The 14,098-nt window shown below is 55.1% G+C and carries 13 protein-coding genes; 5 read left to right on the top strand and 8 right to left on the bottom strand.

What is annotated here, in order from left to right; all coding sequences use genetic code 11:
* Positions 1-674: S-layer homology domain-containing protein (locus WKI47_RS08420; RefSeq protein WP_340226709.1), on the top strand; the 674-nt coding region annotated here is incomplete at its 5' end.
* Positions 675-1,614: 940 nt separating this feature from the next.
* Here WKI47_RS08420 and WKI47_RS08415 read toward each other — a convergent pair.
* From WKI47_RS08415 to WKI47_RS08400, 4 genes are all read right to left on the bottom strand, one after another.
* Positions 1,615-4,041 carry an ATP-binding cassette domain-containing protein gene (locus WKI47_RS08415; RefSeq protein ID WP_340226708.1) on the bottom strand — a complete coding sequence of 809 codons (2,427 nt, stop codon included), beginning with the start codon at positions 4,039-4,041 and terminating at the stop codon, positions 1,615-1,617.
* 117 nt (positions 4,042-4,158) lie between these two features.
* Positions 4,159-4,851 carry a response regulator transcription factor gene (locus WKI47_RS08410; protein WP_340226707.1) on the bottom strand — a complete coding sequence of 231 codons (693 nt, stop codon included), beginning with the start codon at positions 4,849-4,851 and terminating at the stop codon, positions 4,159-4,161.
* Positions 4,829-6,283, bottom strand: coding sequence for a HAMP domain-containing sensor histidine kinase (locus WKI47_RS08405; RefSeq protein ID WP_340226706.1), 1,455 nt, complete (start codon positions 6,281-6,283; stop codon positions 4,829-4,831). Before WKI47_RS08405 ends, WKI47_RS08410 begins: the two co-directional genes overlap by 23 nt.
* 180 nt (positions 6,284-6,463) lie before the next feature.
* Positions 6,464-7,264, bottom strand: coding sequence for a formate/nitrite transporter family protein (locus WKI47_RS08400; RefSeq protein WP_340226705.1), 801 nt, complete (start codon positions 7,262-7,264; stop codon positions 6,464-6,466).
* Between the two features lie 320 nt (positions 7,265-7,584).
* On the opposite strand from WKI47_RS08400, the gene WKI47_RS08395 reads away from it, so the two are divergent.
* The 4 genes from WKI47_RS08395 to WKI47_RS08380 are packed head-to-tail and all read left to right on the top strand — an operon-like array spanning position 7,585 to position 9,678.
* The gene (locus tag WKI47_RS08395) at positions 7,585-8,052 is read left to right on the top strand and encodes a GNAT family N-acetyltransferase (RefSeq protein WP_340226704.1); all 468 of its coding nucleotides are present in this window, start codon (positions 7,585-7,587) and stop codon (positions 8,050-8,052) included.
* 26 nt (positions 8,053-8,078) lie between these two features.
* Positions 8,079-8,585: a phage tail protein gene (locus WKI47_RS08390; RefSeq protein WP_340226703.1), complete on the top strand. Its 507-nt coding sequence runs from the start codon at positions 8,079-8,081 to the stop codon at positions 8,583-8,585.
* A 46-nt stretch (positions 8,586-8,631) separates the two neighbouring features.
* Positions 8,632-9,129 carry a phage tail protein gene (locus WKI47_RS08385; RefSeq protein WP_340226702.1) on the top strand — a complete coding sequence of 166 codons (498 nt, stop codon included), beginning with the start codon at positions 8,632-8,634 and terminating at the stop codon, positions 9,127-9,129.
* Between the two features lie 12 nt (positions 9,130-9,141).
* Positions 9,142-9,678 carry a phage tail protein gene (locus WKI47_RS08380; protein WP_340226701.1) on the top strand — a complete coding sequence of 179 codons (537 nt, stop codon included), beginning with the start codon at positions 9,142-9,144 and terminating at the stop codon, positions 9,676-9,678.
* Between the two features lie 173 nt (positions 9,679-9,851).
* Here WKI47_RS08380 and WKI47_RS08375 read toward each other — a convergent pair whose 3' ends face one another.
* The 4 genes from WKI47_RS08375 to WKI47_RS08360 all read right to left on the bottom strand — a co-directional run bounded on the left by WKI47_RS08375 (position 9,852) and on the right by WKI47_RS08360 (position 14,070).
* Positions 9,852-10,424, bottom strand: a complete 573-nt coding sequence (locus WKI47_RS08375) for an imm11 family protein (RefSeq protein ID WP_340226700.1) — start codon at positions 10,422-10,424, stop codon at positions 9,852-9,854.
* A gap of 48 nt (positions 10,425-10,472) precedes the next feature.
* A complete protein-coding gene (locus tag WKI47_RS08370) occupies positions 10,473-11,741 on the bottom strand; it encodes an MFS transporter (RefSeq protein ID WP_340226699.1) in 1,269 nt (422 codons plus the stop codon).
* A 974-nt stretch (positions 11,742-12,715) separates the two neighbouring features.
* The gene (locus WKI47_RS08365; protein ID WP_340226698.1) at positions 12,716-13,426 is read right to left on the bottom strand and encodes a type 1 glutamine amidotransferase; all 711 of its coding nucleotides are present in this window, start codon (positions 13,424-13,426) and stop codon (positions 12,716-12,718) included.
* Positions 13,427-13,626: 200 nt separating this feature from the next.
* Positions 13,627-14,070: a DUF6376 family protein gene (locus tag WKI47_RS08360; protein WP_340226697.1), complete on the bottom strand. Its 444-nt coding sequence runs from the start codon at positions 14,068-14,070 to the stop codon at positions 13,627-13,629.
* Between the last annotated feature and the right edge of the window lie 28 nt (positions 14,071-14,098).

Raw genomic sequence — 14,098 nt, 5'->3', positions numbered from 1 at the left:
GCGGTGGTGCAGCCGCTCCTGCGGCATCGCCGGTCGCGGCGGCGCCGGTCGCTGCGGCTCCTGCCGCTTCGACTCCGGCCGCGGTTCCGGCCAAGCCGGCAACTCCGGCGCCGACAACGACGGTTCCGAACGCGTCGCCTTCCGTCCCTTCGACGACTCCGACTCCGACTGTGATCACGATTCCGTTCACGGACGTGCCTTCGACGTTCTGGGGACGCGACACCGTCGCCTGGGGCTTTGAACGCGGCCTGGTCAAAGGTTATACGGACGGACAATTCAAGCCCGGCGCGACCGTGACGGAATCCGAGTTCCTGGCGATGCTGATTCGCGCGTTCGAGCCGAACGTGAAAAATTCGACTTCCGGCACCTGGTCGAACACGTATTACGCCCGCGCGAAACAACTCGGCCTGCCGACCAAAGGCGCCACATCCAAAACATCGCGCAGCCAGACCATTACCCGCGTTCAAGTCGCCGAAATGCTGGCTTCCGCCAACGGCCAATCGTACACGGGCAATCAAGCGATCCAATACCTGCTGTCCACCGGCATCGCCAGCGGCAGTAGCAAAACGACCAAAACCGTCGCTTCCTTCAAAGGAAACGCCTCCCTAACCCGCGCCGAAGCCCTTCAGTTCATCAAGAACCTGACGGAAAAAGGCAACGGAAGCCTGGGCTAACCTCTTTCGATTCCGATGCGGCCTGTTACGCTTATTGCGTTCCGCCGAATCTGAAGACTCACCCGCGCAACAAGCCTGCAAGAAGCTCAGCTTCTCCGCCGGCATTGCTTGTACAAGTAAACATCAGCATCGGCTCGATCGGGGCCTCGGCCAAGCTGCATACTCATTTCATTGCAAGTCTGCAACCCAAAACGGGCGATCTTCAAGCATTGATTCAAGCTTGGGATCGCCCGTTTTTTTCGTATCGCGATCTCGCCTATCCCCCATTCCTGCATATAAGCAACAATTTCCTTCTTCAGCACCCTAAACCAAGCCGATTCCTGCGTATAAGCAACAATCGACGTCAAAACCTTGCTCAAACCCCTTTTAAGCTCGTAATTCTTGCTTTTTAGCAAGAATAGACTCTATTCTCCCCTGCTCCCTTCAAAATTGTTGCTTATCCGCAAGATTGAAACCTACCCCAATTCATATTTCTTTTCCTGCCTGTTCATACCGACTTTCCTCCATACATCTATTCGCCTGTCTGTTCTCCTGTTGTCCTATTCGCCACCCAACCCTCTCTTCCCTCGCTAGCCCATATTCGACTCCGACTTACATCACCCAATCTCTATCCTTCACGCAGCCTTTGTACAACAAAAAAACTGTCCCAACCCGATTTCCGGTTTTTGGGACAGCCCTTTCCTACCCTACAAACAAAATCCTGATCGGAAGCGAAGCCTTAGGCGTGGCGTAGTTAGATCTTCACTTCAATGCCCCTTACCTTTCAAAAAAACGCCTAGCGTAACTGGAAGCGAGAAGACGGAGAGAGAAATTCAGTGAAAGGCGCCTTTGAACTCGGAAAGATTCCATATAAAATTCTAATCAACCTTTCCGAGTGAGACAGCGCCTTAAACGAATTTCTCTCGGAGTCTTCTCGCTTCCCCCCGAATAGGACTTTTTCCTATTCTGATCTCAACGCGATCACCGGATCTTTTTTCGTCGCCGCTTTGGCCGGAATCAGTCCCGCGATCAGCGTGAGCAGCATGCTGCCCAGCACCAGCACGATCGCATTAACCGGCGACAACTGCGCCAGGTTTTGAATATCGATGATGCCGTTCAGCACCTGGTTGATAACCAGCGTCAGCGCGTAGGCGATGCCGATCCCGAGCGCCCCCGCCGTGAAGCCGACGATCAGCGTCTCGGCGTTGAACAGACGGGAAATGTCTTTTTTTCTCGCCCCTATACTGCGCAAAATCCCGATTTCTTTCGTGCGTTCCAACACCGATACGTACGTAATGATGCCGATCATGATCGTCGAGACGACCAACGAAATGCCCGCGAATCCGGTCAGCACGTACGATACCGTATCCAGCATCGTTTGCACGACCGAGCCGATCATTTCGGACAAGTCGGTGTAGACGATCTGGTCTTCACTGGATTTGCCGTCGTTGTAGGCATCCAGGTACGCTTTGACTTTTTCTTTGCCGTCAAAGTCTTTCGGATAGATGCTGATGCTCGTCGGCTCCGTGTCCGCGCCCAGTGCCTGCAATCTGGCGTCCTTCATCGTTTCTTCCGCGAAAGGCGCGCCCGACACGACGTCGCGGTCGGAATCCTGCTGCGCCGCGGCGATCGCCGAACCGGATGCGCTGTCCGTGACGGCTTCCGTCAAAGCAGGCGTGTACACCAGTCCTTCCGACAACAATCCGCTGGACGACGAGCTATCCGGCTTTAAGCGCAGAATGCCCGTTACGGTCAGCTCCGTTCCTTCGTCGCCGTCGTACAGCGCTTCGTACGCAGACGCGCTCGCCGGAGCGAACAGTCCGCTGGCGTCCTTCGTGTAATACGCGTCGTTGGGAATGACTTTGAGCAGCGGTTTGCCGATCAAGTCGGTCAATTTGAGATCGGCGTTATCTCCGTTCAACCCGAGTTTTTCGAGAAAAGCTTTATCCACTTCGTTGTAAGAGTTCACCACGACCGCCACTTCGTTCGCGGCGCTAGGGTACCGGCTGCCTTCGCCGATCAGATCGTACATCGAGAGCACGTAATCTTCGTCGCCCGACAGCTCCGACCAATACGTCGGCGCGCTGGCGCCAAATCCGCCGGGCGCGCCCGACGCCGCGCTTTGCGACGTCTCGAATTTCAAGACGTCGTCGCCTTTTGCCAGCACGTTCATCTCTACGCCGCTGCCATAGGAAACGGCGTTCACCGCTTCAGGCAACTCGTCCTGAATTTTGGCGATATAGTCGAAATATTCAGGCGTCAGCGTATTGGTATGCTGCTCGGCGTCCGCGTTATCGTCGGCTACCCGCAACACGTCGCCGCTCGGATACTCGCCTTCGCCCGAACCTCCGCCGCCTGTCAGTTCATCCGGCGGGCCGGTCGGGGCTTGAACTTGCTGCACGCCTTTGGAGATCGTCACGGGGAACCCGGCCAACGTCTCCGCTTGCAAAGTCGTGATATAGTTGGACAAGCCGTTCGACAAAGCCAGCACCAGAGCGACCCCGATAATCCCGATACTGCCCGCGAACGCGGTAATCAGGGTACGGCCTTTTTTGGTCAGCAGATTACGGAAAGACAAAGACGTGGCGGTGGTCAGCGACATCGACGTTTTGCCGACGTTCAGCTTGCCGCCGTCCGTGTCTTTCGCCGCCGTTTCGGACGATGTCGCGGCGGCCTCCCGCGTCCGTTCGCCGTGGTCGGTATCGCTCATGATCGGACGGCTATCGGACTGCACTTCCCCGTCGCGCAAATGGATGATCCGGCTGCTGTATTCTTCCGCCAGATCGCCGTTGTGCGTGACCATGATGACCAGCTTCGTTTTCGAAATCTCGCGCAAAATATCCATGACCTGCACGCTCGTATGACTGTCCAGCGCGCCGGTCGGCTCGTCCGCCAGGATAATGTCCGGGTCCGTCACGATCGCCCGGGCGATTGCCACGCGCTGCATTTGTCCGCCGGATAGCTGGTTGGGACGTTTGTTCAGCTTGTCGCCGAGACCGACGGATTCCAGCGCTTGCTTCGCTTTGGCCCGGCGTTCCGATACGGAGATGCCCGACAGCGTCATCGCGATCTCCACGTTCTGCAAAATGGTCTGATGCCCGATCAGGTTATAGTTCTGGAACACGAAGCCGATCGAGCGGTTGCGGTAAGCATCCCAATCCTTGTCTTTGAAATGTTTGGTCGATTTGCCGCCCAGCGTCAAATCGCCTTCGTCATACCGATCCAGTCCGCCGATGATGTTGAGCAGCGTCGTTTTGCCGCAGCCCGACGGCCCCAGAATCGAGACGAACTCGCTGGCGCGGAACTCCAAAGACACCCCTTTTAACGCATGCACGACTTCCCCGCTATGATACGATTTCTTGATATCCGTCAATCTCAGTTTCGACAATTGCTTTCCTCCTTTTTCCTTCCACAACCTTATGTGTTCAGCATAACAAGGCCAGTTAAACAAGAAGGCAGGCAAAGGTAAACAAAAGGTAAACCGACGGTTAACAGATACTTATTTTTATAATTTGAACCGATATCCGGCGCCCCACACCGTCTGGATATAGTCGGGCGCTTGCGGGTCGGCTTCCACTTTTTCGCGTAAACGGTTGATATGCACCGCTACCGTTTTGAGATCTCCGATCGCGTCCATGCCCCAGATCTGTTCGTAGATTTGTTCTTTGCTGAACACGATGTAGGGATTGGACACCAAAAGAAGCAACAGCTCGAATTCTTTGTTTTTGAACTCGGTCTCGCGTTCGCGCACGAAAACACGGCGCGTTAGCGGGTTGATCCGGATCGGCCCGGCTTCCACCTCGCGCTTGGCGTCCGGTTCCTGGTTACGCGTCAAACGTTCGTACTGCGCCAGATTCGCTTTGACCCGGGCGATCAGCTCGGTCGGGGAAAAAGGCTTGGCGATATAATCGTCCGCGCCAAGCCCCAGACCGCGCACTTTGTCCGAAATCTCGTGCCGCGCGGTGACCATCAGAATCGGAATATCGGTCTTCTCGCGCACCGCCCGGCACAGTTCGTACCCGTTCATCCCCGGCAGCATCAGATCGAGCAGGATCATATCATATTCGCCCGTGTTCGCCAGACGCAATCCTTCATGTCCGTCCGAGGCAATGTCCGCGGCGAACCCTTCGATCTCCAGAAAATCGCGCTCGATCTCGGCAATCGACATATCGTCTTCAATAATCAGTATTTTTTTCATGTTCGGCCTCCACTTCTCCCGCTTTCGGCAATACGATCCGAATCGTCAGTCCTCCCGCCGGAGCGGTATGCGCGCTGATGCGCCCGCCGAGCCGCTCGATGACTTTGCCGGAAATCGCAAGTCCCAGACCGCTGCCGAGTTCGGTGCGTTTTCTCGAATCGTCGCTCCGGTAAAAAACGTCGAACAGCCGATCCAGCTCGTCCTCTTCGACGCCGGGACCGTTATCGGTCAAGCGGATTTCAACGGTCTGTTCGCCTTCTTTGCCGCTGACGGTAACGTTAGCGCGTTCTTTATCCGTATACTTCAGGCTGTTTTCCAGCACATTCTGGATCACGTTGCGGAATTGCACGGGATCGATCTTCGCCCCGACGTGCGGCAAAGTCCCTTCGATACTCAGACCCAGCCCTTTGGGGCGATATTCGGCGGCAAAAACACCGACCAGCCGTTGCATCTCGTTCCCTAGATCGACACGCTCCAGATACAACGGGAATTCGCCGACATCGAGCTTTGAAAACAAGAACAGTTGATTGATGATATGTTCCAGATGCTCGGCTTTCCCTTTGATCGTCGCGAAATATTTGGCCTGCATTTGCGGGGTGACGGCGATGCCTTTTTCCAATCCTTCCAGATACGCTTTGATCGAGGTCAGCGGCGTGCGCAGATCGTGGGAAATCCCGGCGATCAGTTCGCGGCGGCTGCTTTCGTTCTTTTTGCGTTCCTCGACCATCTCCGACAATTGTTCGGCCATCTCGTTGAAGTCCCGGCAAACGGCGGCGAATTCATCCTGTTTCTCGTGTGAAATGCGATAGGTCAGATTGCCGTCACGCAATTGATGCACGCCTTCGACCAGCGTATCGATCGGACCGGCGATGCTGCGCACCACGAACCGGGTCAGAAAACGGTTCGTAAAAATCACGATGCCCGTAATCAGCGCCAACATGAATATTCCCACGTAGACGGAGCGCTGCGATTGATTGGTCTCGATATTGAAAGACGTATCGGTCAAAGCCAACGTATACTCCCCTGCCGGAAATCGATAAATCGCATAGCGGTCTGTCAGAACGACAGAAGAAGCGGATTGCGGCGCACCGACATCTGACGGAAGGGTGATAGACGCGTCTGACGGATACAGGCGTTGCCCTTCCAAATATAAAGAAGCCTGAACGCCGGACTCTTGGCGATCGCGGTTATAATCGCCCAGGATCTGCTCAAGCTGCTGCATGTCCGTGGTCTCAGCTAACTTGGCCGACAGCTTCTCCGCTTGGTTCATCCGATTCTGAAGCTGCTCCCCATTGCTCATCGGCGGGCCTCCGCGCAAGCCGGTAACGCCCTGATAGATCAGCAGCATGCAGATCGCGGTGACAATCACCAGCAGGATCGGCAAAATCAGCATCAGGATATTCGATAAATACAGGCGACGTTTTACGCTCATGCGCACTCTTTCCTTTCTTGTCTCTTGCTTTCCTTTGAGTGTACCCCAACCCCGGACAAAAAACGAACCGCAGCTTTGGAAAAATCTTTGCGCTCCGTGCGCCGCAGTCGGTTTTTTCCCACGCAAAAAAGAACGGGAAAGCGCCTCGGCGACTTTCCCGTTCTTCCTTTTTCCCAACCTTTATTGCTTGTTGAGCTTGTCTTCTTCGTCCAAAAACGGCTTGTTGACCACATAATACATAAAGCCCATCAGCCCGACGCCGCCGACCAGATTGCCCAGCGTGACCGGAACCAGATTGTGTACGACGCCCGCCATCGAAATCTCCGCCGGATGGTCGACGACCAGCGCGATCGCGAACGTACACATATTGGCGATACTGTGCTCGTAGCCGGAGATAAAGAAGCAGAACACGAACAGCATCATGGCGAACATTTTCGCGCCGTTTTCTTTCATGAACATCGGCACGAAAAACGCCATGCAGACCAGCCAGTTACATAAAATCGCGCGGAAAAACAGTTGGCTCGTCGGCGCTTCCATCTTGTGCTGCACGACGTTGAGCAGGAAGCCGTTGATATCGGGCGAAGCGAACAGTCCGGTCAGGAAAATAAATCCCGCGAAAAAAGCCGCTCCGATCATATTGCCGGCATAGCTCGTGATCCACAACTTGACGACTTCCGTCCATTTCAGCTTTTTGCGCAGCGCCGCGTAGGTGTAGTAGAACGTATTGCCCGTGAACAAGTCGCCGCCGCCGTAGGAGATCAGGATGATCGCCGCGCCGAACGTGATCGCCGCCATCGGGTAAGTCAGCGGCGAATCGGCGAGGTAGAAAAAGCTGCCCGCCCGGAACGCCACGATAACGCCGAACCCGATAAACATACTGGCCAAAACCGAACGCAAGATGTAGCGGATGACGCTTTGCTTGTAGATTTTGTGCTTTTTGAGTGCAAGTAACTCCACGTTTTTGAGTGCTTCTGTTTCCATGTCGACCTCCGCTATCGCCTGAGTTTTGTAGGTACTTGTAGACAAGCTGCTACGGACTGGGAAAAAGTTCCGCCGATGCGATTGATTTATGCTTAACACGTCCGTTTGCCTTTGAATCATCTCCTCATTGTAACGGAGAGACGGGGCGGCGGGTATGGGGAAGAAGGATTATTTTGAATTTTAGACATACCGGTCAAGCGTCGTTCGAAAATAATCATTCAACGCCTGCTTTAAATAGAAGGAAAAACCATTTTATTGAAGAATAAGTAAAACGTATCCCAATTATCAGGTTCTTTGCCGGAAAGGAGGAACACGTACACATGGAAGCGACGCTGTATATGCGCCATGCCGTGCCGGAAGACGAAGATTTTCGTTTCGACGTCTATGCGTCGACCCGGGCGGAAGAAGTGGAAGCTTGGGGCTGGAACGAACTCCAGCAGTCGGCTTTTTTACATATGCAGTTCGAACTCCAGCAAAAGTCCTACGGATTGCGTTTCCCGGATGCGCTTTACCGGATCGTTACGCTGCAAGATCGGCCTGTCGGCCATCTGCTGTTTGCGGAAGAAGAGGGCGGATTCTGCCTCGCCGATCTGGCGATCCTGCCGGATTTCCGCAATTGGGGCATCGGCAGCCGGACGATCGCTACTTTGCAAGCCGAAGCCGGGGACCGGCCTATTCGGCTTCAAGTAGCGGCGCTTAATCCGGCGGCGCGGTTGTACGAACGATCCGGCTTTCGGACGGTCGGAGAAGGAAACGGGTTGTACACGCATATGATATGGCAAAAATAATTCCATTCCACGATGAGGTGATCGCAATGAGCAATCCTTATATCGGCGAAATCCGTATGTTCGCAGGAAATTATGCTCCCCGCGACTGGGCTTTTTGCAACGGGCAATTGATGCAAATTTCGGAAAACGAAGCGTTGTTCGTGCTGCTCGGAACCACTTACGGCGGCGACGGGCAGCAGACTTTCGGCCTGCCCAACTTATCGGGCCGCATTCCGGTGCATGTAGGAAATGGGCTGGCGCTCGGCAAAGCGGACGGAAACGAAACCGTGACCGTGGCCGCCGCCCAGTTGCCGCAGCATACTCACGCGGCACTGGCTTCGACCACGCCCGGCACGCTGGCTTCGCCGGCCGGAGCGGTCTGGTCCGCTTCGGCGCTGCAAAATTATTCGGACGGAACCGGAGCGACGTCGGCCGCGATGAACGCGCAATCGCTTGTGGCATCCGGCGGCAACCAGCCTCACGATAATATCATGCCTTCGCTGGCCGTTTCTTTCATTATCGCGTTGGTCGGCATCTTCCCTACCCAGGGTTAACCGGCTTTATCCGCTACTCTCATTCTTTTTTCGAAGGAGGATTCTTATGTCGGATCAATATTTGGGCGAAATCCGCCTGTTCGCCAATTCTGTCGTTCCCCAGGGCTGGGCGCCCTGCAACGGTCAACTGCTGCCGGTCCTTCAAAATCAGGCGTTATTTTCGCTGCTCGGCAACAAGTACGGCGGCGACGGAAGAACGAATTTCGCTCTTCCCAACCTTCAAGGAAGAACGCCGGTTCATTTTAGCGGCAATATTCCGCAAGGCACGAGCGCGGGCGAAGCCCAGCATACGCTGACGCCGAACGAAATCCCTCAACATACCCATCAGGCGCGGGCTTCGAACGCCGCGGCTACCGCGACCGATCCCGCCGGGCAAACCTGGGCGCAAGTGCCTTCTCCGTACGGCACCGTGTCCACGCTCGTTCCCATGCATCCCAATGCGATCGGAAGCAGCGGGCAAAGCCAACCCCACAACAATATGCAGCCGTTTTTGACGGTCAATTTCTTTATTGCGACACAAGGCATTTATCCTAGCCGTTCTTAAGGAGGTTTTTCCATGTCGGATCAATTCGTCGGAGAAATCCGAATTTTCGCCGGAAATTACGCGCCGCAGGATTGGGCTTTTTGCAACGGTCAGCTTTTGCCGATCGCGTCGAACACCGCTCTATTTTCTTTGCTTGGAACCGCTTATGGCGGCGATGGCCGTTCCACTTTCGGACTGCCCGATCTGAGAGGACGCGCTCCGCTGGGACAAGGCAACGGAGCGGGATTGACGCCGCGAACGTTGGGCGAATCGGTTGGCTCGCCTACCGTGACGCTGCTGTCGAATCAGATGCCTTTGCATTCGCATACTCCTCAAGGCATCTCGCAACAAGGCGGTTCGAACGACCCGACAGGGCGGTATTGGGCGCAAACGCCTGGCAAAGGCCCTGGGCAGGTGCGCGTCAAATTGTACGGCCCCGCTCCCGACCAAAATATGGACCCCCGGGCGATTAACATCGCGGGCGGAAGTCAACCCCATAACAATATGCAGCCGTTCGTGTCGTTGAATTTCATTATCGCTTTGCAAGGCGTTTTCCCTCCTCATCCGTAAAAACGCCGATCTGTAGGGAATGCGAAAACGGGATCGCGAAAAAAGCCTGTCTGTTCCCTTCTAACGCGGGGAAACGGACAGGCTTTTGCCTGGTTGCGATCCGGTTACGCGATAGCTTGCGCCGCAAGTTGCACAAAAGCGGCGAAAACGATCGGGGTTCGTCGGCTTGGCGGTCAGATCGGCGTCACGCGCAGGTTCAGCCTCTTGTTTCGGCAAGCCTCATACAAGTCGCCGGAAACGATCGGTTTTAATACGTTCACATGCGCCAATCTGAAAAAAGAGCAGCCGGCGATATTGTCGGGATTTAGCCGTAATTTGAAAATGACTTTCACGGGTTTGCGCGGCGGCTGACGGACGGATGCGGCGATGACTGCTTTGCGTCCGTATTCCGAGCGTTCGTAATCGAAAGCATCCACCGCGTCCGGCAGATGCGCGATCCAGTATTCCCGTTCGACGGATCTTCCGTTGGCGTAGCGAACGACCGCCGGAATAAACTGGATCCGGTTCGGGGTTTGCTCCAGCGCCTTTTTGAACGCGTCCGACACGACTCTCGTTCCCGTAACCGTCTCGAAATAGTCTGCTTTCAAACGTCGTACCGACGACAAAAGCTCGACCTCCGCCCGCGTATCGTTCGGCAGCCGGTAGTCGATCGCCGAATAATTCATATCCAATTCGGGAATGAACGTCGTGCCGCCGCTGATAAACCCACTGCGCGGGTATTGCGATTCCAGAAAATAATACTCCATGCGCTGCATCCTTCCTTTCCCGCCGGACACCGCCGCGTCTACCTACGCCTACGCCCGCGCCAACTCCGACGACGGTTTGGTTTGGCGTTCTTTGGCATATCCGATATACACCAGCAAGCTTAACAGAGCGATTCCCGCCATCACCCATTGCACGTAAGACGGCGGCAGCGCATCGAGCATACGTCCCGCCGTGACGGAGAACAGCCCGCCGCCGACCGCGCAGCCCGCCATCAAAATGCTGGTGTTGCGGGCGATATTGCGCGGCATCAGCGTTTTGGCGTACACGAGCGTGACCACGTACAGACCGGACAGCGTCAGACCGAGCAGCACGATCAACACGTAGCCGACCGTCGCGTTGCGGTTGAGCGCGAACAGCGACAGCAGCACGATCATGCCGCCCCAGTGGATAAACAGATATTTGCGATACCCCAGCTTCTCCGCTTCGTATCCGGCAAACATCCGGCCCGCGATCATCGCGGCCCAGAACACGGTCACGCTGATCGGAGCCGTAGCCGCATCGGCCATGCCGGTCTCCAGCATCAGCGAAGGCAGATAATTGACCAGACCGATATCCGTCGCGCCGTAGAAAAAGAACAACAGGATAAACGCCGGCAGCATCAATGCGCCCGGCGCGCGCAGGATGCGCTTTTTGCCGGCGGACGGGTGGTTCGTCGCGGCAGCGGCCACGACGGCGCCGACCGGACCGGACGAAGCCGCGCCTGCCGGAACGCCGTTCGGCACTTCGGCTTTATGCGCGGGCCGGAATAGCGGTTCCGCATCCCCGAAACGGACAAAGCGAACGAAAAGCGACAGGAATACGCAATAAGCCGCGATGCCGAACAGCGCGTAGTTCCACAATCCGCTGACGATCAGCAGACCGATCGCCATCGGCAAAATCAGCGAGCCGACGCCGAAAGCGACTTCCAGTCGGCTCATCGCGATCGCGGCGTTGGATTGCAAGCCTTCCAAAATAACGGCGGCGATCACGGACTCGATAATCCCGCCCAGGAAGCCCGCCAACGCGAAGCCGACCAGCAACAGCGGCCACGGCGGCAGGAACGCGATCAGCAGATACGAAGCCGCCACGCCCCAGGCTCCGATATGCAGCATGACTTTTTTGGACATGCGGTTCGCCAGCCACGGCTGGATCAGCATCCCGAAGATCGACGCGCCGAATTCGATAAAGATCAGAGCGCCGGCATCCGTATACACCCGGTCGTACAACGGCAGCAGCACCGTAATGATCGAAGCGACAGTAACTTTGATGAATCCCATAAGGAGATAAAACAAACTCCCCATCCAGACCAGCTTTTTCAAACGTCGTTCAGTCCTCCTTCTGTTTCTTGCGCTTGCGATATGAAAAGTAAAAATTGAGTAGATGGGTTGGGCGTTAGTTCAGAATTCGAAGTGCTGATTCATACAGAATCAGAGCGAAATTTTCGCGCATAGGTGCGAATATGCACTTATTTAGCTCGAATTTTGCGATTTAGAGAAAATAGATGCAGATATGCACTTAATTTCTCCGTCTTCTACTCTTTTAGCCGTTTTTTCTTCAAATAAGTGTATATTCGCATTTATTTGAGAATTCAGAAGCCGATCCGAAGAATTAGCTGCATAATCGCACTTATTCCGACAACCAACTCCCGTAGAACGTCGCGTTTGTGGCGCAGCCACCCTGTCCTTCGCTTCGACTGAATGCCCTTTTCTTTTTCCTCGTAATCCTTTTACCTAGTACTCTGTATCAGGTCAAATAGTGGGTTTACGTTTGGCCGAAACGCACACGGGTCTAGTGCGTTTCGGACGAGCGTAACCTTACCTTCTATTGATACAGAGTACTAGGGCGTGTACGCAAACTCCGAAGAGCGCAGATTGAGCTGAATTTTCGTTCTCATCAAGGAACTTTTCCGAAGGCGTGCCGGGGCACGTCAAGGGAAAGTGACGTAGAGGAGGACGAAAAGGCAGCTCAAGATGCACGTCGCCTGAGTTTGCGTACACGCCCTAATCGACTTATCTAAATAGACTGACTTCAACCGACTTATCGACTCGACCGAAAACGGTTTATGTTCAAATCGTAGCGAGCCGCTATAGTCCTTTTCGACCCAGCATCCAAACCCCGTAAACGGACCTCTATAGTCTTTTTGGACTCTTTTCGATCCCGTTCCGTCCGCTTGATCCCGATCCAACAAAAAGCGGCCGACTCGGGATCTCCGGATCGGCCGCTTCTCATGAAAGATTATACCGAAAATTGCTGATAGGTACAGAGGTTTTCACGAAAAATGTTGCAAGAATATTTAGATTTTCTGAACAGGACTCATATCCGCGAAAGCATTCAGCATTTTACGCAACATAGCAAAAGATTCCGCCGTCCGTTGGCTTTCCCGCGCGATCTCTTCCGAACGCTGCACGGAAGGACTGTCCGACTTCAGATCGTTTTCCCAGACGTCCAGCATCGTGTTGATGCAAGGCGACGACGTCTCCAAATGGAACTGCACCGCAAGCACATGATCGCCCCAGGCATACGCCTGATTGGAGCAATAATCCGAACCCGCAAGCAGCGTCGCGCCGGGCGGCAGATCGAACGTGTCGCCGTGCCATTGCAGCGAACGGAAGCTTTCCGGCAAAACGTCCAGCGCGGGATGCGATTGATGGCCGCGGCGAATGGTATGCCAGCCGATTTCTTTGACCGAATGACGGTACGCGCGGCCGCCGAGCAGTTCGGCCAGCATTTGCGCGCCGAAGCAGATGCCGAATACTTTGATATGCCGGTCGATCGCTTCGCGCACGAACGCTTTTTCCGGGACCAGCCACGGCGTGTTCTCGTCGTCGTACGCGCTGGTCGGCGAACCGCCCACGATCAGCAAATCCGTCTCGTCGAGCAAGGACGGATCGGGGCTTTGTTCGGTCGGGTTCAGGATCGTCAAGCGATGGCCTTCGGACTCCGCCCAACCGGTAAACACGGCGGGATCGTCGAAATCGAAATGTTTGAGCAAGATCACGTTCATCGGCTATCGCCCCTTCTTTTTTGTCCATCATAAAAATTTCAAGCTGACATCGGCAAGAGGGTCGTCGATTTATGCAAAAAATAATCGCGAGAGTTCAAAGCGATCGCTCAAAAGCGGCCGAAAAAAGCTTGAGCCGCTTTTGGCTTGCCCAAACCAAAAAGCAGCCCCGGTTATCCCGAGACCGCTTATGCTTCGCCCGCTTATTGACCCAATTGCTGCACCTGATCCATCAGGCCGCGGATCTCCTGGATCGTCTGCAACACCTGGGAATTTTGCAGCAGCTCCGGCGTGAAGTCCCCGGCTTCGATCCGCTGCTGAATCTCGTCGATCTGCGTATTCAACGTCTCGTTGTATCCGGTTAACTGCTGGTGAATGCCTTGCGCGAACTCCGGCACTTCCGTCTGGGCGAATTCGGCCGCGCGCTGCTGCACCCTGTCCAACTCCTGCGTCAACTGCTGCTGGGCTTGCGGATCGTTCGCGGCATTCTCCGCCATCTGCGGCAGATCCTGCGCCCACTGCGAAGCATCGTTGATATAAGATACCGCGTCGCTCGTATAGTTGACGGAACGCCCCACCTCTTCGACCGCCGAACAACCGGCAAGCGGAACCGCGAAAAGGGTCAAAGCCAAAATCGTCTTTTTCATCAATGTGTGCACGCTCCTCTTGGAAGTT

Origin of the sequence: Saccharibacillus sacchari, from assembly GCF_037722395.1 — a bacterium.
GTDB classification, from domain to species: Bacteria; Bacillota; Bacilli; order Paenibacillales; family Paenibacillaceae; genus Saccharibacillus; species Saccharibacillus sacchari_A.
The sequence above is the reverse complement of the archived record's forward strand: the minus strand, read 5'-3'. Positions and strand labels throughout refer to the sequence as shown.